This is a genomic window from Bacillus sp. SD088 (genome assembly GCF_017355205.1).
Classification (GTDB): Bacteria; Bacillota; Bacilli; order Bacillales; family Bacillaceae_C; genus Lederbergia.
The window spans coordinates 92,799-119,756 of sequence record NZ_JADIJK010000006.1 but is presented as its reverse complement, the minus strand read 5'-3'; the positions used below and the strand labels follow the sequence as shown (position 1 = coordinate 119,756).

Genomic DNA, 26,958 nt, shown 5'->3' with positions numbered 1-26,958 from the left:
AGTTTTGACTTTTATTGGCTTAGATTGTTTCGTAAAATATCAGCTGCGTTCGTATATCTTCGCCGATGAACTTACAACTTATGGGCTAGGCATCAGCCACAACATCCTGCAATTTATCCACAGGCTACGATTTAAAAATTCCTACCCAACAAAGAAAATCCGTATCACCATTCATCATGATTCCACATTTTTTCTCCTCTTAATGTTTTAGGCGCTCCTTTGTATTGATCTTTTTATTGCCATTTCTTCTTCAAATAATTAGCATCTGCCTTCAATGCGGTGTATGCATCTTCAGAAATCACTTTGTTCTTTTTCTGATCATCCACTAATACTTCAAAACCTTTTAAGTGTTTCAGCACTTTGTCTGTGGCCTCGTTTTTCTCGAATTGTTCTATTGTTGTCAATTGCAAATCCAATGCGTGAGCAGCGTCTTTATTTTTGATCGCCCCTGATTTTTCATATCTTTCAACAAGTGTCTGCATGTCGGATACGCTTGTCGTCACGTTCAGTACATAGGTTTTTTGCTTAATTCCTCCTGAGTTAATAGCGGTCACAACCAATGTATGCTCTCCAGTCTTTCCTGCCAAATCTATGGAAGCTCCTTCCTCATATACCTCACCATCAAAGGTTGCAGATACCTTAGCCAAATCATCTTGTGCTTCCCAGCTGAATGTTGCGGTTGTGCTATCGGGTACTTTTATTCCGTTTTCAAGAGTTTTACCGTTCATCATTACATTAATTTTTAAATTCGGTTGAATTTCATCCGATTCTAGCACTCTTTTGTAGATATGGACTTCATCAATCAACCCTTTCATCTGGAATGCTTCCGTATCCCACGGTGCGCCGCCGATAATGAACGGATTGTTGTTGTCTTTAACAGGATCGGAACTTGCGGACACATTCTTAACCTCTTCACCGTTAACATACCCTATGAATCTTCCACCTGCTTCCCATGTAAGGGCAATATGAACCCATTGGTTAGCTGGAATAGATCCATCTTCAAAGGTATGATGATGACCACCAGCGTCCCATAATTCTGGATAAAGCTTTCCACCCTGTACGCCCAACATATACCCATCATTTGTGGTGGTTTTACCCAAAATCTTTTGGTTGGCTTCGGGATTTTCCAGATTCACCCAAGCAGTGATGGTAAAAGCATCCTCACCATTTAATAAACTATTGTCGGGAATTTCAATCCATCCCCCATCAAGCTTCACTGCCTTGCCGAATTGGCCTTGAACTCGTGAGATATTCCCATGTAATTTACCCTCTAATCCGTATGGGGAGGAATCTTTAACAGTATCTCCGTCCTCGTCAAAATGTAATGACAATACGGGGTTTTCGGCGTATAAAGCTTTTAGCGTAGTCGTTTGATTATTCATTTTTATCTGATGCACGCCTGGTGACACATCGTGAACTGTAAACGTCACCTTTTTGCTCTCTCCTGGTTTCAGGCTGACTGTCTCAGAATCGACAAGCTTATCATCAAAATAAAAATTTATCTCCTCATCACCTGCAACTAAACCGATATTTTTCACAGAAGCGGTTACGATAGCATCCTCGCCGGGCTCAATTGCATCGCTTTCAAGGTCGGAAATCTCGAATACCGTTATCTTTTCAACCTCTTCATGATACTCCCAATCACCTTCAGGTGGTTGAATGGTCACATTTGATATCAACTCGATCAATGCGTGAATATCTGGCGTTAATTGAGTTTTCGCCTTTTCAGAGATTTCCCCAGTTTTAGCTTCCTTCATTTGTTTTAGAAAATCCTTTAATTGCTGGATAGCCTCCTTATTTTTATCATTTTTAAAATTGTCTTGTGCTTCGTGCAACGATTGGGACAACTGTTTTTCAGCAGATCCTTTAATATCTCCGGACTCTACATATCCCTGATAACCCTTCTCTACTTGAGCAAATTTTGCTTCGAGATCCCTATGGCCAAGCAGTTCAAGTTCCGCTACAGTGGTGGACGTTGCTCCGCCATTTCCCTTGATAATCAATCTGTAAAAAGCATAATTACCCGGGTTCTGAATTGTAAACGGCTTGGTATACTGCCGCCATTTGAAGCTTTCATCGTTTCTTTTATCAAGAATGCTCCAACTTTCCCCGTCTTTGGATCCGATTAATATCCAATTTTTCGGATCTTGTGACGAGTCATCAGCAGAGCTAGTAATCGTGTACATTAACGCCTTTTGGGCTTCATCTGTAAAATTGTATTGGACCCAGGGATCCTTTCCCTTCAAAGTTAGTGATGTATCGGATGAATTGTCAAAAAGCGCTTTGGCTATCGTTCCACTACTATCATAGGATTGCCCACTCCCTCTATCAGTCAAATCAACCATTGGATCAGGCAGCAATGACGACCCATCCGCTGCCGTTGGGGTAATCGATGATGGAACTGCATCTTTACCAGTACCCCATTTAGATGGCTCAGGTCCCATTTCAAACTCTAATATTGCACCATTGGCAAGATCCTTATGATCAATGCTCAATGAATTGTATGGTTTCCCATTCACTTTCAAACTTTGAATATATTTGTTCGTGTCACTGACTTCAGGTGCATTGATCACAATGTCTTTTCCATTTTCCAAATGAATCGTCATTTTTTCAAAATAAGGAGCACCGATTGCATAAGAAGATGTACCTGCACGAAGTGGATAAAAACCCGCCGCACTCAAGATATACCAAGAAGACGCTGCTCCGTTGTCATCATCACCAACATACCCCTGACCGATTTCACTTCCAACATAAAGCCGAGATAATACTTCCCGAATCTTTGCCTGGGCTTTCCAAGGCTGACCCGCATAATCATACATATAGATGATGTGATAAGCGCCTTGGTTACTATGACCATACATTCCCATTCGTACATCTCGGGCTTCTCTCATTTCGTGAATGGGATTATCACGCCCGCCGAGATGTAAAGCTGTCTCTTCAGTCGCAAAAAAAGTATCCAGCTTTTTCGCCAGCTCCTTTTTTCCACCGTAAAGATTAGCTAACCCTTGCCCATCCTGTGGAACGGAGAAAGCCGTGCCCCATGCGTTCGTTTCGACATAATCTGCCCCTAACCAATCTTTCGGGTCAAATTTGTCGGCAGTCGTTCTCCACTTTCCCGTAGAGTCTTTCCCCATGAAAAACTCCACTTCCGGATTGAATATATTCACATAGTTTTGCGCTCGATTGATAAAGTACTTGTAATTGGTAATATATTGATCATATTTCGGATCATTTTCATCCGTCTGTTCAGCAAGTTCCTTAGAAATAGACGCGATCGCAAAATCATTAAGGTAGCCTTCTATCGCCCAAGACATCCCTTCACCGATATCGGTACTTGTGTAACCATTAAAAATCGATGTCGCGAGACCATTTCTTCCTGTTTTCTGATTATGACTTACAACGGATCCGTCTTTGATTGCCGCTTCGTAAAAGCTTGATACATCAAAATTACTAACACCTTTAAGATATGCATCCGTAAAGGCGACATCCGCACTTGTCCCCGTCATTCCTCCTCCATGACCAGGACTAGACCATCTTGGAATCCAACCACCTTGTTCATATGCTTGAAGAAAACCGTCAATCATTTCACCTGTTTTTTCCGGTGACAATAAACTATAGGCTGGCCATGCGGTTCTATACGTATCCCAAAAACCATTATTAACATATGGTTTTCCTTTGACTATTTTCGCGCCGGTTTTGGTTTCCGTTGGTTTTCCATCCAGATCAGAGAAAGGGCTTGCGTATTCATATACAGGTTTTTCCATTGTTCCTGTATTTTCATACAACATATTTGGATAGAGATAGAGTCGATACAAATTGGAGTACAACGTAACGAGTTCCTGATCTGTCGCCCCTTCGACTTCAACTTTTTGCAATAGGCTGTTCCAGTCTTCCTTTGCTCTTTCTTTGACTGATGCAAACGTGTCGTTCTGATGAATTTCTTGATTTAAGTTTTTCTTCGCTTGATCCATGCTGATAAGTGATGTGCCAATTTTCATCGTGATGGTTTTATCACTCCCTGAAGTATCAAAACGGAAGTAACCAGCAACATTGTCACGATCTTCACCAGTTAATTTCCCACTTTTCGTGACTGGTTTATCAAATGTTGCATAGAAGAACATTCTCGTTGCTCCTGGGGTTTTCGTACCCACATCTGTGTATCCTTGGATGTGTTGTTTATCCGCTTCAAGTGTCAAGCCGCCATCATTGTTGAAGTTGTCAAAAATCAAGTCAGAAACATCTTCCTTGAATGTAAAATGGAACATCGCTGCATGGTTGGTCGGTGTAATCTCCGTTTGAATACCATTTTCAAAGGTCACACTGTAATAATTAGGTTTTGCGATTTCATTCTCATGCTTGAAGGGCAGTGCTCGTTTGTCACGATTTAAGGGTGGCAGATCTGCTTCCGAAGCAGAAGGCATGATTTGAAATGTCTGACGATCACCATCACCTACCCATGGACTCGGAGAGTGACTAAGCAAAAAGCTTTGAATTTCGGGAAAATTATCTTCATTATTGTCCTGCTGATATTTGTACATCCATCGCCTATCACCTGCGTCCGTCACTGGAATCCAGAAATTAAATCCATGTGGTACCGCAACTGCCGGGATGTTGTTACCTCGTGAAAACTCTCTATTATTGTTTGTCCCCCTAAAGATATTTACATAATCAATCGGGCTTGAGTAGTTTTTTTGTTCTGGTTGGCCTATGATGCTAATATCATCAATGCTACCTTTAAATTCCCCTGGACCGTTCGGATTATCATAAGCCACCAAAATTCTTTTAATTGTTTTTCCAGATGCGACCTTCCCGATGTCTGACAAACGATAATTCCACTGATTCGGAAATAAGGTATTAGACTTGCCTTGTGCTTCAGGTCGCAATTCCGCCCCGTGTTGATCTTTCGCACTAAGGTCACTTAAGTAAGTTCCATCTGTGAATGCTAAATCAATAGATACATAGGTGCTAGAATAATCCATCTGCTCTTTATCCACAAACTCTGGGTGGATATAATACGACAACTGCGTTTCCGGCGTCACCTTAATATCAACATCTAACAGTTTGTTATAGGAGTATGCCCTCCCTTCATTAAGATGTGTTCCCGCATACGTTAACGCCTTCTTTCCAGTCCAACCAACATTTGTCTTTGCGACATAACTGTTAGTTGGCCCATCCCCAATATGGGATTTCATGGGTGTTGGAGAAGATGCTGGAGGAATGTTTCCATCAATACCTGATGCTTTCTCTTCCCCGTCAGAAGTGGTTTCAACTGTATCCTTCCATGTCAGCTGGGGATCCTCCTTTTCAAATGAAGTAAAAAAATCAGCCTTGGGCGTATTGGTATGAGATGAATGACCAGTTGAAGCCCCGTGAACCTGTTCAAACGGTACCAAAACCATTGCAAACATGAGACAAACAATACTTGGTAATGCAGCTGGCCTTCCTAATCTTCTCATAATCACATTCCTTTCAATGTACAGCTTTACTGCTTATATTGCTTTTTATTCCCTGACATCACACAATCTTTGAGCTTTCTAAAAATGTAATCTGCAAGCTCAACAGATTCACTTCTCATTTGTATTGTGGGAATTGGTTTCATTCACCTGTTTATAGACAAACTCACGATATTTTACAAACTTTTGTTTTTTATAAAATCCTTTAGCTATTTTATTATCAACCCAGTAATCTAATTCAATGAGATCAATAGCTTGTTTCTGGGCAAATTGATAAATTTCCTCCATTAAAAGTGTTCCATACCCTTTCTTTCTCTTTGATTGGACAATACTGATTTGATGAACATAAATAGACTTATATTCTTTGTTAAAAACATTTCCTCGATAATATCTTTTTTCAATCCAAGCATACCCCAAAGCCTCTTTACCCTCTTTTACGAGAAAAAAGGTAAAGTCTCTATTTTTCATTAGCTGCTTAAACAAAGCTTTCACTTCTTCGTAGTCATACTCTCTAAAGTATTTCGGGTATAGAGAACAATGCAGATCATGCACAGGCTTATTTAATTTAGCAACTAACTCAAAATCCTTTGTTTGCTCTATTTTCATTCAATCCTCCTTAACCAGGTCCCCCATAATCTAGTGTCTGTGCTACAACTTTTTTGTTTATAACCAATAGACTCCGGCAATAACCGAAGTCTATCTAGTACCCTATTCTTTTGCCTTCAACTCTGTCACAATCGTAGTGTACTCTTCTTCCATTTGTCTAAGATATGTGACAACATCTATATCAGACTCCAGAAATTCTCTCGCTTTTGCTGTAATAAAATTATCGCCATGGAAGGTCATCTGTGGACCGTATTTAGAATACGGTGGCAATTCTCCCAATTGGTCGACGAATGGAGCCTTGACGTTATACGTGGCTCCGTCCTCTAAGTCCATATTGCCAAATAAGGCGAAGACTTCCTCACTGTCATATGTTGGCGCACTTCCAGCGGCAGAAAGGACCTTTTGACCTTCTTCTGTCGCTAGGTAAGAGATGACAGCCCAGGCGGCTTCCTTGTTTTCACTGTGTTTGGTGATGTTAAATGGTAGCACTGGTGTCGTAGGCGCGATACCAGGCATATCCTCCCATACGGGCACAGTGGTCATATCGAAATTCAATCCTTCGACTGGGGCAAGTAGTGGTAACCATGGCGCTGTACTAATCCACATTGCAATGTTTTGCCCGTTTCCACCAAAGCCATCTGGACGATCCTCATCCATATTCATCAAACCAGGGATATTGCGGAGCTTGTCAAGCCAGTCGAATACGCGCTTTGTATTCGGATCCTGTGTAAAAAGGACGTCACCTGTTTCAGGGTCGGTGCCGGGAATAGCGAACTGGGTATATGGAATCGCATATGTTGGTTCGAGTGCTAGCCCTTTATATTGAATACCATCGACTTCTTGCGTCAGCTTTTTTGCCAGCTCTAGCACTTCCTCCCAGGTCATTCCTTCGGACGGATAGGGCTCACCGAACCGGTCGAAAATGTCTTTATTGTAGTACATGACCAGTAGCGTTGATTCGATCGGCAATCCGTATAGGTTACCTTCGCCAAGAGGATCAATGGCGCGTAAGTTGTCGACGACGCCTTCCCGAAATACGCCAAGGTCAAAACCGCTTTGCTCAATAATATCGTCAATGGGCATGAGCAAGTTGAGATCTTCGATATATTCCAGTGTCGGGGTGGTTGGAATAATATCAGGCACTTCACCACGAGCGAATTGTTCCTGTAAAAACTGGGAATCGTTCGGTGATCCTGAGACAAGCTCAAGTGTAATATTTGGATACACTTCGGCTATTTGCTCCTGATAGCGGCGGCTGAACTCCTCTTCGCCGACACTGATAAGCATCGTGACTGTGGCAGGCTCTCCATCGTAGCTCCAGGATGCCCCTGCTTCATTCTCGTTATCTCCTGTTGTTGGCTCTTCCTTATTGCATGCAGCTATTAATAACATGGAGAAAATCATAAAAATAAATAGGTAGTAATTCTTTTTAATTCATACCACTCCCATCTTTTACTTCGGAAAACCCTCGCCGCCCACAGCTTCGTCTTGCCCTCCCTTCCGTTTTGTCCCTATCTGGTGGTATTTTCAATCTAAGGTATGCCATATAAATTTAGTTCATTCCAATTATCCACTAAACAAGAAAGAATGACATTGTCTATTTCGTCATATGGTTTATAAAATAAAAAGATGGTGTGTATAGCCCATATCGCCCACACCTATTCTTAGCACTTAGCTGTCAAAAATCTTAAGCAATAAAGTGAAACTTCATTCAGTGGGGGTTTTTTTCATCCCCCACTGAATGTTAAGGATCAAAGGCTAAATTCGCAACATCCTGTTGCAACGCCTTTGTGACCTGCGTCCTGCAGGCCCGAACCAATCGGGTATTTACTGGCAGTTGTCCCCCACTTACAATTCTCGTTTTCACCTCGAATTCTTGAAGTGGGGGTCTTACTGCCAGTTAATTCGGGATAAAACAAGCAATGAGTTGACAAAGATTCTAATGAAATTTATTTTTATAATGGGCAAGCGCGACTAGTGGCCAAATAGAGTCATAGCTATGATAATGAATATAGAAGGCTCCTGCCATTCCTCTCCCTTTTGGATATTTCCTCGTCCATGCTTCTTCTTTTTGCTGAATAAGAAATTCTAATCCAGTGTTTATTTCCGGGGTAACTTCTGTTGCTGTAGCAATCAGAACATCGAGCGCCCAGGCAGTATGGGTTCTTGTGCTTCTTTGCAGTGAAATAAAGTGTTTTTCTTTGTCACTATTACAGGATTCCCCCCAGCCTCCATCTGCTAGTTGAGTTTTATGCAACCAGCCCATTGCCTTTTGAATCGCGGGATGATGCGGTGAAATTCCTACAGATAGTAATCCTGTTACAGCAGCCCATGTCCCATACATATAATAAATCCCCCATCTCGCATCCCATGACCCATCTTCCCTTTGATGATCAAGCAACCAATCTATCCCACGCTGAATCATCGGGTCGTCTTTGCTTAGATCTGTATAATTTCCGAAAAATTCCAAAGTCCTTCCTGTTAAATCAGGTGAAGAGGGATCTAATACAAAATCTTCTACACGATCAATTGGCAGCAGTGTTAGAATTTGTTGATCGACATTTCGTTCAAATGCTGGCCAGCCACCATCGTCATTTTGCATCGACATTACCCATTGGATCCCTTGATTCCATATTTGAAGATAGTCCGAATTTTGACTCGTCGATAAAGCAATCGCCCTTAATGCTGCCGTAGAGTCATCTACATCTGGATTGATCGTATTGATATCAGAAAAACCCCAACCACCAGGTTCGATGTTCGGATTATGAAGTTCCCAATCACCCAATTTATGATGTTGACGTGTCCGTAAATATTGATTGGCCTTTTTAATAACTGGTGAATGAGAAGGAACACCTGCTTCCTGTAAACCATAACTGATTAACCCGGTATTCCACACATTCGCGGTTGTATATTGAACATGGGGACTGTCCCCAATTTGGCAGATCATCGACTTGATCCCATTCACTGCATTGGTAATAATGGCATGTCTTTTTCCATAGCCTTGGGACAAAAAGGCAAAAATCATAAAAAAAGTGGAACTATAATAGCTTTCAAGGGTTCCATTCGGTTCAATTCGCTGAATCATATAATCCTTCGTACGTGTTAAGGCCAGTTGGTGAAGTTCTTCTGGTAATCCTAAAAGAGCTTCCACTCCTTGCTCAATCACATCTAAGATAGAGCACCATTCCCGTCTTTCTTCTATTGTAAAAAAGGAATCCGTTTCACTAACAAGCAGATCCGATAAATTTGGCATTTGTTTTGTTGGGATCTTGAATTTTTTATCAGCAAGAATAAAAAGAGGTGCCAGATTAGATCGAGCAAATACCGAGAAATCATAGAAATTAAGCGGAAAGGTTTCTGGTAATAGCATAAATTCGATCGGGATTGGAATAAAATCTGGCCATTTGTATTGACCCGTAATCGCTAACATCACTTTCGTAAAAATTTTCGTCTGAGCAAGCCCCCCATTCGCGATGATAAAGGCTCTGGCGGCCTGCATTCCAACTTCATCCTTGTTGATATAACCCGAAGATAGTAAGGCAAAATACGCCTCAACAGTCGAGGATAGATTTCCTTCCCTTTCGTCTTGATATAATTTCCACGCCCCATTCGGTTCCTGTCTTTTCCTAATCCGGCGCACTAACCCCTTAATCAGTTCTTCCTCTCGATCAACATCAAGCATTCTCAGCAAAATAATCGTATAACAATCCGTCACAATCCCCATCTCAAACGGGTAATTCCAAGACCCATCTGCTGTTTGCTCCTGATAAAATTGACCAATAAGACGGTTGATTTCATCGTCCACCCTATTCAATGGATTTTCCTCCATTCTTTAGACTTTTATATACATATTCACTAAGTAAAATGAACATTCATGGGGACAGGCCCCCGCCGTGGTAAAGTATTAACGGAATGGGGGACAGGCCCCCGGTTGATCTTATCTGTTTTACGTGCTATGATTATGATAATTTATAATGAACGGAGGGTTTTCCTGGTGGCATTTATTAGACTTCGATTCCAAACTTTGAACCAGTAATTGAATATGGTCAAGGCTCTGCTGTGCTATGCAGGGTTACGGGATTGGTCTGCCTATTTAGGGGAACCTCAAATTTAACAATTTTTGCACTATTGAGGGAGAGACACTTCTCTCTCTTTTTGTTGTTTTTAATATTGAAAAAAGCAGTTTACATCCAAAATTGGGTTTTCTGGATCGAAATGATGTGACGCACAAGCGAACGAATTTTCGCGTCATTCCTTGAATTTTCTTTTCTACGTGAAAAGGCATTCCTATTCATGGGATTTTTTCCTATGGAACTCGTTTCCCTTGCACAGGCAGAGCGCCTGTGTTTTTTATTTTTAAAATTGGAGGGAAATACATTATGCGTAGAAAAGCCGTTATCGTTGGAGTGAATCGCAATCAATCTTCGGAGCATTTCTCCTATTCTATGGAGGAATTATCTAACCTGTCCACAGCATGTCATATTTCCGTGTTAGGGGAAATGACGCAAAACTTACAGCATTTTGATAAAACCTACTATATTGGCAGTGGAAAGGTAGACGAATTACAAGCACTAGTTACAGAGGTAGAGGCAAATGTCATTATTTTTGATGATGAGCTCTCGCCTTCTCAAATTCGCAATTTAGAAGCCAAATTGGATTGTGAAGTGATCGACCGAACTATGTTAATATTAGAAATTTTTGCTAGTAGAGCCAAAACGAAAGAATCTCAGCTTCAAGTTGAGATCGCCCGGCTAAACTATATGCTGCCTCGATTAGTTGGAAGTCGAGAATCTTTAGGACGCCAAGGTGGAGGCGCTGGCTTAAAGAATCGGGGTGCTGGAGAAACAAAATTAGAACTGGATCGCCGCAAAATTGAGATCAAGATATCAGCGTTATCCAAGGAATTAGAGCAATTGGTGGCAAGACGAAAAATCCAGAGAAAACAACGCCGTAAAAATGAAATACCAATCGTATCTTTAGTTGGCTATACGAATGCCGGCAAATCGACATTGATGAATGCACTGTTAAACATTCACCATGCCAATGAGGAAAAACAAGTATTTGAAGAAAACATGTTATTTGCAACATTAGAGACAGCGGTGAGAAAGATCGTTTTACCTGGAAATAAATCCTTTTTATTAACAGATACGGTCGGGTTCATTGACAAACTTCCCCACCATCTAGTGAAAGCATTTCGTTCCACCCTTGAAGAGGTGGTGGAAGCCGATTTACTTGTTCATGTGATTGATTATTCGAATCCTAATCATGAGGAACAGAAAAAACTAACCAACCAGGTTTTAGAAGATATAGGTATTGAAGATATTCCCGTCCTGTATGTCTACAATAAATCTGATAAAGTAGAAGGTCCTTTTCCTTCCCAAGAAAACGGCGTTTATCTCTCAGCCAAAACAGGCCAAGGCATTGAAGAATGCACAAAGCAGATCAGTGAATATATTTTCCATGATTATCTTCAATGTGAATTATTCATTCCATATACAGATGGAGCAGTGCTCTCCTACTTTAATGAACATAGTCAAATTCTCTCAACCCGCTATGAGGAAGATGGAACAGCGTTCGTCGTGGACTGTAAAAAAGCGGACGCCGAAAAATATCAGCAATACGTAAGAAAAGCCTAAGCATCTACAGGCTAAAATTCTCAAAAGGAGAGATCTCTATGACCCTTACTAATAAGCAAGTGATCGATCTAGCTAACCAACACGGTCTTACTCTTCAGACAGAATCGTTAAAAAGAAATGAATCAGGTCTTGATTTTCAAGTTGTATTAGCGACAGATATTAAGGACAAAAAATGGGTGCTCCGGCTCCCAAGAAGAGATGATGTGCTTCCAACTGCTCAAAAAGAAAAGATGATTCTTGATTTCGTAGGTCCGAAACTCACAATCCAAACACCCCAATGGGCAATTTTTTCAGATCAATTGATCGCTTATCCATTATTGCCTGGGGTACCAACGGGAACCATTGATACAGAAGCCAAAGCCTATAAATGGGAATTGGACGAAAAAAATGTTCCCACTGTTTTTAACGAAACATTAGCAAAAGCATTAGTAGAGTTACACAGCATTCGGCATGAGGAAGCAAGAAAAGCTGGATTATCTGTCAAAACTTCAGAGGAATTAAGGGGTGCTATGCGAACAAGAATGGAATGGGTAAAATCCAGATATGGCGTGAGTCAAGAACTTTGGAATCGTTGGGAGAATTGGCTTGAGGCGGACTCTCTATGGCCTAAGCAAGCGGCTCTTATCCATGGTGATCTACATGCTGGTCACATCCTCATCAATCAACAGGATGCCTCTGTCACAGGTTTTATTGATTGGACAGAAGCGCGTATAGATGATCCTGCCAATGACTTTACTGCTCATTTAGCAACCTTTGGAGAAACGGCCCTAAAGGAATTAATCCACTTCTATGAACAAGCTGGAGGTTATGTGTGGCCAACCATGTTCGAACATATTACTGAGCTTTTAGCCGCCTACCCTATCGGCATCGCCGAATTTGCTGCGAAATCTGGCTTATCGGAATATGAAGAAATGGCGAAAACAACACTCAGAGTATAAAAGTACCTATTTAAAGCTGTCGGAAATTCCCGGCAGCTTTTACTCATATTCGCCCTTTTATCCCGTATTAATGGTACATCCTTTGCATCAGAAAACCTCACTGATTGTGGTTTCACTTTATCAAATACTACTATTCTAAAAAACTGTTAATGAACACTCTTATAGTAAAATATTTTCTCTTCGACACTTGATTATGATATCCTTTGCTTATTACCATACATCGTTCATAAGTGAGGAAGGATATTATGAATAAACAAATATTAAAAAATGATTGGGATGCAAAGGTAGGCGAGGAATTCACTAAGCCTTACTATCTACAGTTAAGGGAGTTTCTAAAAAAAGAATATAATGCCCAAACCATTTATCCGCCGATGCATGATATTTTCAATGCTCTCCATTACACCTCTTTTGAGCAAGTGAAAGTCGTGATCTTGGGCCAAGACCCTTACCATGGACCGAACCAGGCACATGGGCTCAGCTTTTCCGTGCAACCGAAGGTCAAACAGCCGCCATCATTAAAAAATATCTTTATCGAATTAGAAAATGATCTCGGCTTTCCACCACCAAATCATGGGTATTTGGTAAGTTGGGCAGAACAAGGAGTGCTACTACTAAACTCTGTTTTAACCGTTCGCCAAGGACAAGCTCATTCACATCGAGGAAAAGGCTGGGAGATATTCACAGACCAGGTCATTCAAGTGTTAAATGAAAAAGCAACACCTGTCGTTTACATTTTATGGGGAAGTGCTGCTCAAAGTAAACAAGCGCTGATCGACACATCAAAACATTTTATCATTAAATCTCCCCATCCAAGTCCATTATCTGCCTATCGAGGATTTTTTGGCAGCAAACCTTTTTCCAAAACAAATGACATTCTCAAGAAAACTGGTCAAACGGAAATCAATTGGCGGATTGAATAAACTCACAACTATCGATTGCTTTACCGACAGTAATCGATAGTTTTCGGTTAAATACGGCTATATTCCCGTATTTTATTATTTTTGAAATATCAATTTCCTCGCACTTTCCAAACTATCTTCACCAGTCCTTTGCTTAATAGGGGCAAATTCCTGCTCCCGCTCTACTTGTAAGACGGACATGCTTTCAGCCAACGGAAGCACATCGAAATAGAACTTTTCCAATTTATAGCCATTGGGTGAATTTGCTTGCATGCGTCGGCCATACTTATCTACTTTCGGAATCACCTTATGGGCAAAATGATAAGGGAGAGAATAGTTCATTGCTTTTTCGAGGAAGGACATGTGAAAAAGATGGATACCAATATTGGCATTAGTAAGAGAATGATTTATCCCTTCCTCTAAGTTCAACTCAGAGTATTCCACTACATGTGGTCTCCCGTCTGCTAGACATAACAGGCCTACTTTTTCATCAGGAGCGCATTTTTTGACAGCTTTACTAGAAATGGCCGCACCACTTTCCTCCGCAAATCCAATAAACACGGGGTCTGCTACTTGAACAAGGGCATTATCAATATTATTCATAAACACCCATTCGATCTCCTTCTCTTTCATATCCTCCCATACCCCAGTTGATTTCATTGAAGAAAATACGCCACCGTTGCCGTTAGGCGCCATAGATATGGTTGCTGGGCTCTCTAGAATCAGTTTGCCTTCTAAAGTTAAAGTCGGCATTAATTCCTGTTGAAAAAAACGAACTTGTTTGGGGTTACAATGAAAATAATGATTCCTTTTAAAAAAAGCCTTCGTTTCCTTGTCATTACTTGGGCTTGTCATAATATACCAAGGAATCTGTGCACCTGCTTTTTCTTCAATCAAACGCAATCGCTTGGCTTGTAATGCAAAAAGCGATTGTTCAGATGAATCGCCTAAACTGATCGTTCCTTTTGGTCCGTCATGACCTAATCGCGTGCCTTGCCCTCCAGCAAGGAGTAGCACTGCCACTTTCCCCTGCCTTATTCGGTTAAGCCCTCGTTCTTCTAACCTTTCCCTTTTCAATGGGGGAAAGTGCACCATCGCTTCATAACCAATAGGCATAATTTTCGGTTGATGTTCTGCTCTTGGAGAAGTTAATTGACGAGAAGCTTCTTCTACTTCATTCAAATCAACCCCCTCAATTTGCTGAAGTAAGGCTTCTTGCTCATCTAGCTTTAATTCATGAAAAAAGGAAAGCAAATGCTCTTGTTGATATCGAGTTAATCTTTCTTTTAAAAGCTTATATTTATCCATTTAAACTCCTCTCCTTGCCTTTCTTCTTAACTTCCTTGCGCATGAACTAAAGTAGCATTTTATTCCTTGCTTCACTTCATGCATCTCCGATTTATGTGCAGCGCAGGTTTTCATGTTTAGCTATCTCAATTACATTTCTAATACAAGGTTCTTTTTTCTTTGTATAGGTCGGTCGATCATCTGTATATCTAGAGGCCAGCTCTTTCTTTAATAAAGCATATTCTTTGGCCGCTTGCGGATTCGATCTCAGATAATCACGAAACGATAGTTTTTCGTTCCATTCGGTCCCACTCATCTCACATATATGTAAATGACAAGTTCCTTGTCCCCATTCTCCCTTTCTAAAAAACCTTCTATCTATTAACTCGGGTTTATGTACATATTCAAATTCAATTTTCTCAAGTGGTTTCACAAATTGCGCGACTGATTTTAAATCTTTTACACCGACCATGATGTCAATAATAGGTTTTGCTACCATTCCTTTAATCGATGTGCTTCCAATATGTTCGATCCCTAAAATTTGTTTCCCGATCGCCTCAACTATTTTATCTTTCTCACAGACAAATTGACTTTCCCAATTTAGGTTATAACCCTCCAGTTGGACAATAGGAGTGGTCATGATCGGAACACTCCTCTCTTTTAAAATGAATATCATTTCAAAGACTCAACTTCTATAAGCAAAGCTTCATTTAGGATAAAAAATCATACTCCACATTCCAACAAGATTCATCAAAACTCGCGATGATTCTTAGTTAAATCTCTTTCCGAATCTAAATGATATGATATAATTTAGATGTAATTATGTTAAAAAATACCTAGAAAGGATGTGATAGCAATGAACGAGACAAATATTTTGTTGCATAAAATTGTAGAAAGATTGGATATTCGCGATTCAAAAATGGATCATTTGATTAAAGATGTTTCTGAGATGAAAGGCGATATCTCTGACTTAAAAAGTGATGTATCCGAGCTAAAAAGTGATGTCTCTGACTTAAAAAGTGATGTGTCCGAGCTAAAAAGTGATGTCTTTAGCTTAAAAAGTGATGTGTCCGAGCTAAAAAGTGATGTCTCTAGCTTAAAAAGTGATGTGTCCGAGTTAAAAAGTGATGTCTCTAGCTTAACAGAAACTCAACAGCGGCACGATGAGATGCTTGAAAAATTAGTCAAAGGCCAAGAAAAGCAAAATTTAATTTTAAAATCATTAGCCCTTAGGTCCATTGAACAGGAAACGGAAATAGATGCTTTAAAGTTCATCACATCCAAATAATTCATTTGCTTTTTTTCTCCCACGGAAATGGACGATTTTTACCTACGGAACGCCTCATTTAGACTACCTTAGTTTTTCATTTTTTTTAATATCATACAGTGTCTGTCTCCAACACACTGTATCGGGACAGGCACTTACAATCTTACCACCCATTGGGTCCTCTATTTTATGGATAATTCCCTTAACTTCAAAGAATCACTATAATCGATTTCTCATTTAACTTAATCAACAGAACCACCGCCATGATTGCATCCAACAAATCAATATAAATGAAGCATCCTACTCAGATTAATCCTTATGAAGATCATTGCATAAAACCAAGTGAGGAAAACAACAGATCTTTTCCTTACTTGGTTTTATAAAAAACTGCCGGGTCTGTCTCTATTTTACAATTTAAAATGGCCAACTAATTGATTGAGCTTCTCTGCCAATTTGGCTAGTTGCTCAGAGCTCTCAGCTACCTCTTCCATCGCGCTACTTGTTTCTTCTGTGGAGGCTGAAGTCTGTTCGATCCCAGCGGCTGATTGTTCGGATATAGCAGCAATCTCTTCAACTGAAGTGTTCATTTGCTGTGTATCCTCAGCAATATTCGCGAGATTTGTAGATACAATGCCAACAGTTTGAACCATCTCTTTCATGGCATCACTTATTTGATCAAGCATTGCATCTGTTGCTTGAATTTGAGTTGTTCCTTTTTCTACCTCTGTAAAACCAGCCTGCAATGAACTAGTAACTAAGGATGTTTCATTTTGGATTCCATTTACAATTTTGTCAATATCTTTTAATGAGATGGCTACCTGCTCTGCCAATTTTCGCACTTCATCAGCTACAACCGCAAAGCCTTTTCCATGTTCTCCTGCCCTTGCTGCTTCAATCGCGGCATTTAGAGCAAGCAAATTAGTTTGCTCAGCAATATCTTTAATCACAGAAACAAGCTTCGAAATATCTTTCGATTGATGATCTAACACTTGGACTTTTTTCACGGATTCTAAAACAATTTGATGAATACTTTCCATTTGCTGACTAGATGCTTTCATTAATTGACTGCCTTCCGCCGTTATATGCAGAACATCCTTTGACTTTGCTTGGATTTGCATTCCTTCTTTATTCGCTTCCTCTACTTTATTTGTAAGAGAGATCATCGCTGATGAAACTTCGCTTGTGCTTGTTGCTTGTATCTCTGCACCTGAGGCTAATTCTTGCATCGTTGATACAACCTGTTCTGAACTCGTTTTTACTTCAACGGCCGATTGTGTTAATTCCTCACTATGACTTGAGAGTACTTCCGATGTATCGGATACATTTTTAATCATATCCTTGAGACGATCTTGTAGATGATTCATTGCACTGGCTAATTTCCCCGTTTCATCTTTTGTTTTAATATTTAATGGTTTTCTTGTTAAATCACCTTCAGCCAGAGCGTTCATTTGATCAGTCACTTTTGAAAGGGGCCCCGCAATTCTCTTTGCCAAAAATAATATAACAATTCCGCCAATAACCATAGTTATACTATTGACAATGATAATAAGGACAAGGATTTCGTTAGCAGGCTGATTGAAATCTTCCATATAAGCTCCTGCACTGATTACCCAATTCCAGTTAGAATCTATTTTAGAATAAACAACCTTCTCACCTATTTTATCTTGATCACTTGGCAGTGAATAATAGTAATATGTATAGCCTCCGCCATGTTTACCTTTTTCAAGATATTCTTGTACAAATTTCTTGCCATTTGCATCTTCTAAATCTAAAGTATTTTGCCCCTCAACGCTGGGATTTACAACAGCTACTCCATTTTGATCACTGGCAAACATATACCCATTCTCCCCTAAATCCACATTGTTATTGATCGGGCGAGTACCATCAGCATTCATTTCTCCCAACATCGCAATTTTCACACGCTCTTGTGCTTCCTCCAAGAGAATATTTCCATCTTCCACTTCCTTATTTAATGTCTCAATCAATGCAATTGTTTGTTCTACACTATTTTTTAGATTCGTTTTTCCTAATTCATCGAGACTGCGTGCACTTTTTTGATAATTTAGGTAACCGAGTACAGACATTGGGATGATTAAGAGAAGAAATATAGTAATGATTAGTTTCGACTTAATCGATCGAAACTGTAAGAGTGATGTTAACTTCATTTTAGTCCCCTTCTACTGCTTGATTTTAATTATAACAATTGAATCTATTGATCAAACGACTTTGACACGAACTCCAAAAATCGTTCTACTAATTTATCGGTAGGAATGTTTATTTTCTTAATGCAATAAATCGTGTTGAAAAATATATTTTTTCAGCGTTAGGTATTTTTACCTACCTACGCAAAAAGCGATGATGAGTCTATAATCACCATCGCTCCAATATTTTATTTTCGAGGATTTAATTTATATTTTTTAATCCATCATCATAAGTGCCTCTTGGTTTCAAGATCATTTCAGCTTCTTTTGTCATTCAATGTCCGATAAATCTTTTCTGTATAAGAAGTAATCGCTGCATCGTATTCTGGATAAGGGAATCCGAGACCACCGGCGACAAGCTTAGCGTATTTCCTAAATAACTGATAGCAAGTAAACAAGGATTGCCACATGTTTGGATAACCCTGTTGTGAGTATGTTGAGAGAAGCAATTCCCAATCTTCTTCAGGAAGGTACTGCTTAATAAATTTATAGTTTTTCCCCAGACTGAAGTTGTAACCATACTTAAATCCAATTTGCCAGGACATCATTCTTAACAAATTTGGCCGTGCAATTTCGTGTAAATGGTCAATTGCAAACAGGATTTCTTTTCTAGCTAATCCCTTCACCACATATGTAGCAACCATCCAAAATTCATTACAGCAATCATCAAATTCCCTTGCTGTTGGTTGTTTCATCCAATATTGCTGATCATTCGCCTGTATATCTTGCTTGACTAGTGAATCTTTATCCAGAAGGATTTCTACCAGCCCGTCACTTTTTGAAAAATAATCCTCGACTTCCTCTAAAGGAATTAGCGTCAGGTCTACTTTATGGCCATCTGCAAATACCATAAGATAGGAGAACCAGTTTCCTAGTTCTGGCGGAAAAAGTTCCATATCTTCTGGTTTCTGCATAATTAAACGCTTTCCAAATTGATCCAACCAATCGTCATTTTCGGTAAAAGATTCAAGATCTGTCACAAAAAAGGAAAGATCAAAATCTTGAAATGAATCACGGGGAATATTTGAATTTGTGCGTGAGCCTTCTAAGGTAACGAGGCGAATGCGCGGATCGCTCTTTGCGAACCCTATTAGTGTCTCCATTAATTCAGCTTCACTTCTCATTTTCCAGCCCTCCAGTTTTTCTTTTTACTATAATTCTTCTTTTTTTAGCTAAAAAAATACTTACTATCACTTTCGCTTAATAGTCGATAGGCTTTTATTCATTAATATCTATATTATAATAGATTATGGAAAAACAATAACACATATAAGTTCTACAGAAGAAGGGAAAGTGAAATGCTTGAATGTAAATGACCAAGCAGCGATTCGGTTTGAATCCGTAAATTACACTATTGATGATGTTCAAATTCTTAAAAATATTACTGGGGATTTTTATAAAGGAAAGATCACTACTTTAGTAGGTCCATCGGGAGCTGGAAAAACGACCTTATTTCGCTTATGCAATGCAATGAAATCACCAAGTTCAGGTGAAATATATATTCATGAGAGATCTCTTGATGATTACGACCAAGTGGAACTGCGCCGTAATGTCGGAATTGCATTGCAAAATGCACCGATGATTCACGGGAGTGTTCGAAAAAACTTAGCTCTGCCTACTACACTCCAAGGCAATGTTATGGCCGAGGAAGAAGCAAAGCGATTCATGCATATCGTGGGATTGCCAAATGAGCTTTTAGATCGAAACAGTAAGGATTTATCGGGCGGGCAGCGTCAAAAACTATCCATTGCCCGTACCCTTGTTAATCGCCCCAAGATATTATTATTGGATGAAATTACTTCCTCCCTCGATCGTGTTTCACAAGAGGATATTGAAAAACTGATCAAACGGATCAATCAGGAATACGGGACAACCATTATTTGGATCACCCATAATCTGAGACAAGCTTTAACGGTTGGAGATTACACTTGGGTGATGATGGATGGACAATTAATGGAAACAGGGGAAAGCAGTCTATTAAATGCCCCCAAAAACGATAGGGTGAAACAGTTTGTAAAGGGGGAAGTAAAATGAGTTTTCTTGCATTAGCAATGACACTTGCTTTTGTCATCATTCCGCTTATTTTATCAAAAGCATTTAAATTAGGGCTGGAAAAAGATACATTGATTGCTACCGTACGCTCGATCATTCAATTACTTGTAGTCGGATATCTTCTCCAGTTTGTCTTTGATTCAGAACATATTCTTTATATTTTATTGATGATCGCCCTAATGATCGTGGCAGCCGCACTAAACGCCAGAAAAAAAGGGGCATCGATACGAGGTATCACCTGGAAATTGGTTGTCACTTTTAGTTTTGTTGAACTATTGACCCAAGGTATTTTGTTAGGTTTGAATATTACTCCCCCGACTGCTCAATATATTATTCCCATTAGTGGAATGGTGATTGGTAACTCCATGGTATTGGGAATCCTTTTCCTGAATAGGTTCACCGCGGAAATGGCTGCTCGCCAGGATGAAACGGAATTGATCTTATCACTAGGTGGCACGCCAAAACAAGCGATTCACAGACAATTGCTTACATCTATTCAGGCAAGTACGATTCCTACTATCGAAAGTCAAAAAACAATTGGACTGGTACAGCTTCCTGGTATGATGAGTGGACAAATCATTGCGGGGGCTGATCCTGTCCAGGCTGTGATGTTCCAATTACTCATTCTTTTTCTGCTTCTTACGACAGCAGTGATAACCAGCATTTTGCTTGGCTATTTATCCTACCCCACTCTCTTTAATAAACGGATGCAGTTTTTGGATGGTCAGCTTCAAGATAATAGCTAAATTCAATCACTATTCAGTGGGGATTTTTCATCCCCACTGTTTCTTTATCTCCAGCTTCGCTTTAAAGGTTAATGCGTACTTCTCTCCTCAATAAACAAAAAACTTCTCCCTATTTAATAATAATTTAAGAATTCCATAAGAAGTCATTTAGAATTGCCGCGTATGATGGTTACAGATCAAACCTAGGAGGCAATTCATATGAAAGCAATTCAGAAGAGAGTCCACGTTGGACGAATAATTTATCTTATTTTAGCAATTCTTTTTACCTTATGTATCTTAATACAATTGTATCTGGCTGGAATGGCCATCTTTATGAATCCAGCAGCTTGGTTGAAGCATATGATGTTTGTTCATTTATTTGGCTTTAATCTGCCGATTTTCATGCTGCTCTTTGCTTTTATCGGAGCTCTGCCACGTTGGGCATACTGGCAGCTTTTTGGAATATTGGTTTCGATATTCCTTATGTACTTTACCGCCAATATGCGAACCGCCTTCCCTTGGGTCGGTCCTCTGCATGTTGTGGTCGCCATTTCACTATTCGGGCTATCGTGTTTGATTGTAATCAAAGCATGGAATTTACTCTTTCATAAAAATAATAAGAAAGGAAAGTTTGGAAAATGAGACTACTTTTAGCAGTAATTGTTGGACTAATCGGAGGATTTATCATTGGCATCGCCTTATCTAGCCTTATTGGCATACTAGGCATGATGGTGTGGAATGAACCAATGGGGATCAAATTTCTTCCCTATTTCACCTCACTCCTATGCGCCATTGCCGTACCAATAATCGATCACAAAAAACAGAGCCATCACAGTAAGTAATACTGGTACTGCCTGTTTTTTTAACATCAGTATATTATAATAGAGTGAAACTTCATTCAGTGTTTTTTCATCCCCACTGAATGTTAAGGAACAAAGGCTAAATTCGCAACATCCTGTTGGCAGCCTCAAACGCGACGTCCTGCCGCTTCCTCTGCACTAGTACGCTACGCCCTTTGTGACCTGCGTCCTGCAGGCCTGAACCAATCGGGTATTTACTGGCAGTTGTCCCCCACTCGTTTTCACCTCGAATTCTTGAAGCGGGGGTCTCACTGCTAGTTAAATCGGGATAAATCATGACAACAAATTTCAGGGTAGGTGAGGGACTTGTCAATCAAGAAACGGTTAGTTCTATCCAATATCGGGATGACTGTAATTCCGATCATTGGTTTCTTCTTAGTTGAAATCATATTGGGCTATGTATTGTTTGTTCTGTTTAATGGCGAGCCCGGTGGGGCTGATTTATCTCTATTTTTAAGTATTCGAATGATCGCCATAATGCTAGTCCTCATCATTACCAATGGATTATTATCGTATTATATGTCAAAAAGTATTATTAGGCCTATTCAGAAATTGTCTCTTGCTGCCAAGAAAATTAGTGAAGATAATTTAGATTTTCAGATAGAATCCGATAAAAAAGATGAACTTGGCGAGTTGACGAACACTTTTGAATCAATGCGTCGCAAGCTCAAAGAAGCGCGGGAATCTCAATTGCAATATGAACAAAATCGTCAAGAATTGATTGCTAGTATTTCTCATGATTTGAAAACACCTTTAACTTCCATAAAAGGTTATGTGAAGGGTATTCAAGATGGTGTCGCCAATACCCCTGAGAAATTAGAGCGTTATATGAACACCATTTATAAAACAGCAAATGATATGGATGGACTGATTGATGAACTATTTTTATATTCGAAGTTGGATGTAAAACAATTACCCTTCCATTTCGAGCAAGTGGATTTATATGATTTCTTTGCTGATTTTATTGATGAGTTGACCTTTACCCTGGAGAAAGAACAAGGAATAGCTATTCTTTCTGCTAACAGTGACGATTCCTATCTCGTAGAAGCAGATCGAGAAAAATTGAAACGTGTTGTCACCAATCTCATTCAAAATAGCTTGAAATACATGGACAAACAGAAAGAGATCATCGTTCAGCTTACATCTGGTAACGAAGATGTCCTTGTCGAAATAAAAGATAATGGAATCGGGATAAGCAATGAGGATCTTCCCTATATTTTTGAAAGCTTTTATCGTACCGATGCTTCAAGGAACTCCTCCACTGGAGGGAGTGGGTTAGGATTATCAATTGCGAAAAAAATAATTGAAGCCCACGAAGGAGAAATCTGGGCGGATAGTGAATTAGGAAAGGGAACAAGTATCTATTTCAAATTGAAAAAAGGGGATATACATGCAGAAGATATTAATCATTGAAGACGAACAAAATATTGCCGAATTGCAGCGTGATTATCTGGAAGTGAATGGCTTTGAAAGCGATATTGCGACAACGGGTGAAAAAGGGTTAGATCTTGCCAGGACCAACACTTATCACCTCATTCTCTTAGATTTAATGCTTCCTGGTATCGATGGATTTGCATTGTGCCAGAAATTGCGCCAAATATTGGATATCCCCATCCTTATGGTCACGGCTAGAAAAGAAGATATAGACAAGATCCGCGGATTTGATCGGGGCGCTGATGATTATATTGTCAAGCCCTTTAATCCAAATGAATTGGTAGCAAGAGTGAAGGCACACCTTTCGCGTTATGATCGTTTAATCAATCGGGAATCGAAACCACATGATATCCAAATTAGTGGCTTAACGATTGAAAGCGACTCACGGCAAGTATTTCTCCATGGTGAAGAACGAATTTTTACAGCAAAGGAATTTGATTTACTCAAATTCTTAGCAACCCATGCAAATATTGTTTTTACAAAAGAGCAGTTAATGGAACGGATTTGGGGGTATGATGCAGTGGGAGATCTGACAACAGTCACCGTACACATCCGAAAAATTCGTGAGAAAATAGAAGAAGACCCTTCCACCCCTCAATTTATCGAAACCATCTGGGGTGTGGGCTATCGATTTAAAAAATGAAGGATCAGCGGTTCGAACACGCTATACCCATAAAAAACCTACAATTCCTTATAGCACCACGGTCTTGTAGGTTTTTATTTTAAATTTAGCTGTTAAGTGACTTATACATAGCATCTAAGAGACGAGAGGTATTGTCACATTTGTATTCCCAGAACATGATACCGCCAAGTCCTTCACGACTTGTATATGTACATTTGTGTTGAATAGATTCTTCGTCATCATAGGTAATAAAGGTACTCCCATCAAAAAGATAAGGTGCCTTTGCTTCATCATCCCAAAAACGAGTAAATCCATTCACGTTTATATAATCAGCTGATAGTTGAGTAAAGTCTGGACCATATCCCCCTGATCCTGTTGTCATTTGATGCAGCCCGTTATTTTTATCAGGCACATCCTTCCACATACGAGAATAAAATGCCGCCCCAATTACAATTTTCTCTCGTGGCACACCCGCCTGCATAAATAAATGAACAGATTGCTGTACACTAATTCTGAAAAGATCTCCAGTCGGCGTATATAAATTCGTATGATGCCCTGTTAACGTTTGGAAGCCCCCACGCATATCGTATGTCATCAACTGAACATAATCTAGATACTTTTGGACCTCCCTCATCTCAGTTCCATCGATGTAATACTGATCAGCCCCGGCTGCAATCGTCAGTAAATAATATTTGCCGGTTTCTTGTTCAAGCTCACTTAATGCCTCGCGAATCTCTTTCAATAAGTAAGTAAAGTTTTCTTTATCAGCTGGCGAGGACTGAATACCCGCTTCACTATAGCAAGGGTATTCCCAATCAAGATCAATCCCATCAAAAGCATGTTCCTTTATTATTTGAACAGCGCTTTCAGCCATAAGTCTTCTTCCTTCCGCAGTGGAAGCTGCTTCTGAAAACCCTCCAGCACTCCATCCACCAACAGACAGTAAGATCGTGAGGTTTGGATTGATTGACTTTAATTCCGCAAGACGGTCTAGATTTTTCAAATGATCAATTCGAATTTCATCTTTTATAACATGGCCAAACGCTACATTTAAATGAGTTAATTTTAAAGCGTCTTCAGTATCGATGCTAGACAAAGAACCGTCTCCAGCATACCCCACTATTTTATATTTTGTCTCCACTTGAATTCCCCTTCCATCATTTAATGTTTGAATCTAAGCTGCGAATTTTAATATTGCGGAATTCAGCATAGCCGCCATGATCTTGCAAACCGATATGGCCTAAACGTGGACGATCACGCCAAGCATATGTAAACTTATTATCTGTTCCGTCCGGATTTTTCCCGGCAACAGACCACTGATCAATGTCCGCTTCGACAACCATTGTGCCATTTAATGTAAGCTGGATCAGATTACGGTCACACTTAATCATCACTTCATTCCATTCCCCGGCTTGATGAACCGCATTCGAAGAAGGTGCGACAAGATCGTATAGTGCACCTGAGCTATTCTTGACCATCTCCTTCTGATCGAAGGTGTCCCAAATCTGCATCTCTAGACCAGTATTCACAGGGTCCTTCAGGTCCGTCCATCTGAAAAAAACACCACTGTTGACACCAGGCTCTGTTCGATATTCTAATTGCAAAATAAAATCCTCAAACTGGTCAGTCGTATACAAATAACCATTCGTCTCTCCCTTACAAATGATCAATCCATTGTGCGCCAGCCAACCTTCTGGATCACTGGTTGCAGCCCAGCCGTTTAATGTTTGGCCATCAAACAATAATCTGTATCCGTGTTTTTTTTCTGCTTCACTTAAACTATTCAAAGTAATTCCTCCTATTTTATATCCTCGGAAGAACCTTCACCATCTAAGTCACATTTTCCTGCCTATTTGATTAAAAAGATCCTGTAAATTTCTTAGTTGGCTTTTTCTCCACCCTTGGAGAAAAAAAGCGCTTTTCCAAGGGGGAGAAACTTTCTATCAAGACAAAGAAGGAGTTCTCTTACATCCTTGCTATTATAAGAAACCTTTTAGAATTTGTCTGAATGCCTTTTTCAGTTTGATTGTTTGTCATAAAATCATTCAATATTTCTACATCTTTCGGTTGTTCACCAAAATAGGGAATGGTTGGTGTATGCGTTAGCAAGAAAATAAGATCTTCTGGTCTCTGAAAATAATCCGTACTGTTATATTCAAAGAAGCTAACTTCAGAAAAACCTGATGCCTTTAATTCCCGAACATACCTTTTGAGTAATGTTCCATCTTCCTCAATGAAATGCCCACGGTTAAATGCTGTTTTTATATTAATTTTATCCCCTTCACTAACTTGTTGAGTAAAAAAATATCCATCCTTTTTTAATACTTTAGCCACTTCAGTTGCACTAAAAGGTGCGTGACGACATGTCACAATATCAAAAAAATCGGAAGGAAATTGCAAATCTTCAGAAGTCATATGAGAAAATCGAACATTTGGAACAACGGATTTCTTTGCATTCGCTTGAGCTGTTTCAATCATGCTAGAAGATAGATCAATCCCCACCAAGAACAGGAATTCAGGAGCTAGATATAATAGGTTTTCACCTCCACCTGTACCAATGTCGAGAAGAATATCAGAAGGTTTAGATTTTCCCTTTACTACCTCATTAAAATCCCATAATACGTCTTCAGATTGAACTTTTAATTTGCTAAAGTCCCATCCATTTGTTCGACCAACTTTTTCATAAAAAAGTTGATACTCTATATCATTCAATTTGTTCTCCACCTTTCAAATAATCCAAAATACTGTTAATCGCTTGGATTTTCTGTGTTTCATGAATACCAACTTCTGCTTAAGTAGATGAGTTTCCCTAAAAAGGACATACTTCTCCCTTGATGGCTGGTACGCGTTTTTTTCCAGCCCGAAAACTAATTACTTCGAACAGTACGGTATTTCATTCTGTCACCTCGTTTTGAAAGATTACATTAAGTATAACTAATAATCTGGTTATTTTGAATAGGAACCTTTTATTTTACACA

21 protein-coding genes are annotated in these 26,958 nt (G+C 39.6%); 10 read left to right on the top strand and 11 right to left on the bottom strand.

Translation table 11 applies throughout. From position 1 onward, the window contains the following. Positions 1–233: 233 nt before the first annotated feature. The 4 genes from IPU53_RS07365 to shc all read right to left on the bottom strand — a co-directional run bounded on the left by IPU53_RS07365 (position 234) and on the right by shc (position 9,864). Entirely contained in the window at positions 234–5,456 is a 5,223-nt protein-coding gene (locus IPU53_RS07365) for a GH92 family glycosyl hydrolase (protein WP_207449406.1), read from the bottom strand. Positions 5,457–5,564: 108 nt separating this feature from the next. After that, the gene (locus IPU53_RS07360) at positions 5,565–6,059 is read right to left on the bottom strand and encodes a GNAT family N-acetyltransferase (protein ID WP_207449404.1); all 495 of its coding nucleotides are present in this window, start codon (positions 6,057–6,059) and stop codon (positions 5,565–5,567) included. A 102-nt stretch (positions 6,060–6,161) separates the two neighbouring features. After that, positions 6,162–7,451 carry an ABC transporter substrate-binding protein gene (locus IPU53_RS07355; RefSeq protein ID WP_207449402.1) on the bottom strand — a complete coding sequence of 430 codons (1,290 nt, stop codon included), beginning with the start codon at positions 7,449–7,451 and terminating at the stop codon, positions 6,162–6,164. Positions 7,452–7,998: 547 nt separating this feature from the next. Continuing rightward, positions 7,999–9,864, bottom strand: a complete 1,866-nt coding sequence (shc, locus tag IPU53_RS07350) for a squalene--hopene cyclase (RefSeq protein WP_313886459.1) — start codon at positions 9,862–9,864, stop codon at positions 7,999–8,001. 574 nt (positions 9,865–10,438) lie between these two features. Between shc and hflX the strand changes: the two genes are divergently transcribed. From hflX to IPU53_RS07335, 3 genes are all read left to right on the top strand, one after another. Beyond that, the gene (hflX, locus tag IPU53_RS07345; protein ID WP_207449398.1) at positions 10,439–11,695 is read left to right on the top strand and encodes a GTPase HflX; all 1,257 of its coding nucleotides are present in this window, start codon (positions 10,439–10,441) and stop codon (positions 11,693–11,695) included. Between the two features lie 38 nt (positions 11,696–11,733). Continuing rightward, complete coding sequence (locus IPU53_RS07340) at positions 11,734–12,633, top strand: macrolide 2'-phosphotransferase (RefSeq protein WP_207449396.1); 900 nt, start codon at positions 11,734–11,736, stop codon at positions 12,631–12,633. A 245-nt stretch (positions 12,634–12,878) separates the two neighbouring features. After that, the gene (locus IPU53_RS07335; RefSeq protein WP_207449394.1) at positions 12,879–13,553 is read left to right on the top strand and encodes a uracil-DNA glycosylase; all 675 of its coding nucleotides are present in this window, start codon (positions 12,879–12,881) and stop codon (positions 13,551–13,553) included. Between the two features lie 75 nt (positions 13,554–13,628). On the opposite strand, the gene IPU53_RS07330 is transcribed toward IPU53_RS07335, so the two are convergent. Then, positions 13,629–14,840 carry a UDPGP type 1 family protein gene (locus IPU53_RS07330; protein WP_207449392.1) on the bottom strand — a complete coding sequence of 404 codons (1,212 nt, stop codon included), beginning with the start codon at positions 14,838–14,840 and terminating at the stop codon, positions 13,629–13,631. Between the two features lie 91 nt (positions 14,841–14,931). Then, positions 14,932–15,459 (bottom strand): GrpB family protein, encoded by a 528-nt coding sequence (locus IPU53_RS07325; RefSeq protein ID WP_207449390.1) that lies wholly within the window; start codon positions 15,457–15,459, stop codon positions 14,932–14,934. A 216-nt stretch (positions 15,460–15,675) separates the two neighbouring features. Here IPU53_RS07325 and IPU53_RS07320 point away from each other — a divergent pair, with 216 nt between their 5' ends. Beyond that, entirely contained in the window at positions 15,676–16,107 is a 432-nt protein-coding gene (locus tag IPU53_RS07320) for a hypothetical protein (RefSeq protein ID WP_207449388.1), read from the top strand. Positions 16,108–16,493: 386 nt separating this feature from the next. Here IPU53_RS07320 and IPU53_RS07315 read toward each other — a convergent pair whose 3' ends face one another. Together IPU53_RS07315 and ant(6) are read right to left on the bottom strand one after the other, a co-directional pair. Continuing rightward, positions 16,494–18,251: a methyl-accepting chemotaxis protein gene (locus IPU53_RS07315; RefSeq protein WP_207449386.1), complete on the bottom strand. Its 1,758-nt coding sequence runs from the start codon at positions 18,249–18,251 to the stop codon at positions 16,494–16,496. A gap of 293 nt (positions 18,252–18,544) precedes the next feature. Beyond that, entirely contained in the window at positions 18,545–19,411 is an 867-nt protein-coding gene (ant(6), locus tag IPU53_RS07310; RefSeq protein ID WP_207449384.1) for an aminoglycoside 6-adenylyltransferase, read from the bottom strand. Positions 19,412–19,589: 178 nt separating this feature from the next. Between ant(6) and IPU53_RS07305 the strand changes: the two genes are divergently transcribed. From IPU53_RS07305 to IPU53_RS07280, 6 genes are all read left to right on the top strand, one after another. After that, positions 19,590–20,321, top strand: coding sequence for an ABC transporter ATP-binding protein (locus IPU53_RS07305; RefSeq protein WP_207449567.1), 732 nt, complete (start codon positions 19,590–19,592; stop codon positions 20,319–20,321). Beyond that, entirely contained in the window at positions 20,318–21,085 is a 768-nt protein-coding gene (locus IPU53_RS07300; RefSeq protein ID WP_207449382.1) for an ABC transporter permease, read from the top strand. The genes IPU53_RS07305 and IPU53_RS07300 overlap by 4 nt, the downstream gene beginning before the upstream one ends. A 198-nt stretch (positions 21,086–21,283) precedes the next feature. Continuing rightward, complete coding sequence (locus IPU53_RS07295) at positions 21,284–21,706, top strand: DUF6220 domain-containing protein (protein ID WP_207449380.1); 423 nt, start codon at positions 21,284–21,286, stop codon at positions 21,704–21,706. Continuing rightward, positions 21,703–21,906 carry a DUF5957 family protein gene (locus tag IPU53_RS07290; protein WP_207449378.1) on the top strand — a complete coding sequence of 68 codons (204 nt, stop codon included), beginning with the start codon at positions 21,703–21,705 and terminating at the stop codon, positions 21,904–21,906. The genes IPU53_RS07295 and IPU53_RS07290 overlap by 4 nt, the downstream gene beginning before the upstream one ends. Before the next feature lie 324 nt (positions 21,907–22,230). Beyond that, on the top strand, positions 22,231–23,337 hold the full coding sequence (locus tag IPU53_RS07285; RefSeq protein WP_207449376.1) for a sensor histidine kinase: 1,107 nt from the start codon (positions 22,231–22,233) through the stop codon (positions 23,335–23,337). Next, positions 23,315–24,001 (top strand): response regulator transcription factor, encoded by a 687-nt coding sequence (locus IPU53_RS07280; protein ID WP_207449374.1) that lies wholly within the window; start codon positions 23,315–23,317, stop codon positions 23,999–24,001. Before IPU53_RS07285 ends, IPU53_RS07280 begins: the two co-directional genes overlap by 23 nt. 85 nt (positions 24,002–24,086) lie before the next feature. Here the strand turns inward: IPU53_RS07280 and IPU53_RS07275 are convergent, their stop codons facing one another. From IPU53_RS07275 to IPU53_RS07265, 3 genes are all read right to left on the bottom strand, one after another. Further along, positions 24,087–25,121, bottom strand: coding sequence for a glycoside hydrolase family 18 protein (locus IPU53_RS07275; protein WP_207449372.1), 1,035 nt, complete (start codon positions 25,119–25,121; stop codon positions 24,087–24,089). A gap of 16 nt (positions 25,122–25,137) precedes the next feature. Continuing rightward, positions 25,138–25,767: a 3-keto-disaccharide hydrolase gene (locus tag IPU53_RS07270; protein ID WP_207449370.1), complete on the bottom strand. Its 630-nt coding sequence runs from the start codon at positions 25,765–25,767 to the stop codon at positions 25,138–25,140. Between the two features lie 178 nt (positions 25,768–25,945). Further along, positions 25,946–26,692: a class I SAM-dependent methyltransferase gene (locus IPU53_RS07265; RefSeq protein WP_207449368.1), complete on the bottom strand. Its 747-nt coding sequence runs from the start codon at positions 26,690–26,692 to the stop codon at positions 25,946–25,948. Between the last annotated feature and the right edge of the window lie 266 nt (positions 26,693–26,958).

Bases quoted from the DNA above. Each gene is read 5' to 3' on its own strand.
- IPU53_RS07295 (WP_207449380.1), top strand. From the start codon at position 21,284: ATGAAAGCAATTCAGAAGAGAGTCCACGTTGGACGAATAATTTATCTT.
- IPU53_RS07290 (WP_207449378.1), top strand. From the start codon at position 21,703: ATGAGACTACTTTTAGCAGTAATTGTTGGACTAATCGGAGGATTTATC.
- IPU53_RS07335 (WP_207449394.1), top strand. From the start codon at position 12,879: ATGAATAAACAAATATTAAAAAATGATTGGGATGCAAAGGTAGGCGAG.
- IPU53_RS07320 (WP_207449388.1), top strand. From the start codon at position 15,676: ATGAACGAGACAAATATTTTGTTGCATAAAATTGTAGAAAGATTGGAT.
- IPU53_RS07325 (WP_207449390.1), bottom strand. From the start codon at position 15,459: ATGACCACTCCTATTGTCCAACTGGAGGGTTATAACCTAAATTGGGAA.
- IPU53_RS07360 (WP_207449404.1), bottom strand. From the start codon at position 6,059: ATGAAAATAGAGCAAACAAAGGATTTTGAGTTAGTTGCTAAATTAAAT.
- IPU53_RS07300 (WP_207449382.1), top strand. From the start codon at position 20,318: ATGAGTTTTCTTGCATTAGCAATGACACTTGCTTTTGTCATCATTCCG.
- hflX (WP_207449398.1), top strand. From the start codon at position 10,439: ATGCGTAGAAAAGCCGTTATCGTTGGAGTGAATCGCAATCAATCTTCG.
- IPU53_RS07355 (WP_207449402.1), bottom strand. From the start codon at position 7,451: ATGTTATTAATAGCTGCATGCAATAAGGAAGAGCCAACAACAGGAGAT.
- IPU53_RS07280 (WP_207449374.1), top strand. From the start codon at position 23,315: ATGCAGAAGATATTAATCATTGAAGACGAACAAAATATTGCCGAATTG.
- IPU53_RS07340 (WP_207449396.1), top strand. From the start codon at position 11,734: ATGACCCTTACTAATAAGCAAGTGATCGATCTAGCTAACCAACACGGT.
- IPU53_RS07330 (WP_207449392.1), bottom strand. From the start codon at position 14,840: ATGGATAAATATAAGCTTTTAAAAGAAAGATTAACTCGATATCAACAA.
- IPU53_RS07315 (WP_207449386.1), bottom strand. From the start codon at position 18,251: ATGAAGTTAACATCACTCTTACAGTTTCGATCGATTAAGTCGAAACTA.
- IPU53_RS07365 (WP_207449406.1), bottom strand. From the start codon at position 5,456: ATGAGAAGATTAGGAAGGCCAGCTGCATTACCAAGTATTGTTTGTCTC.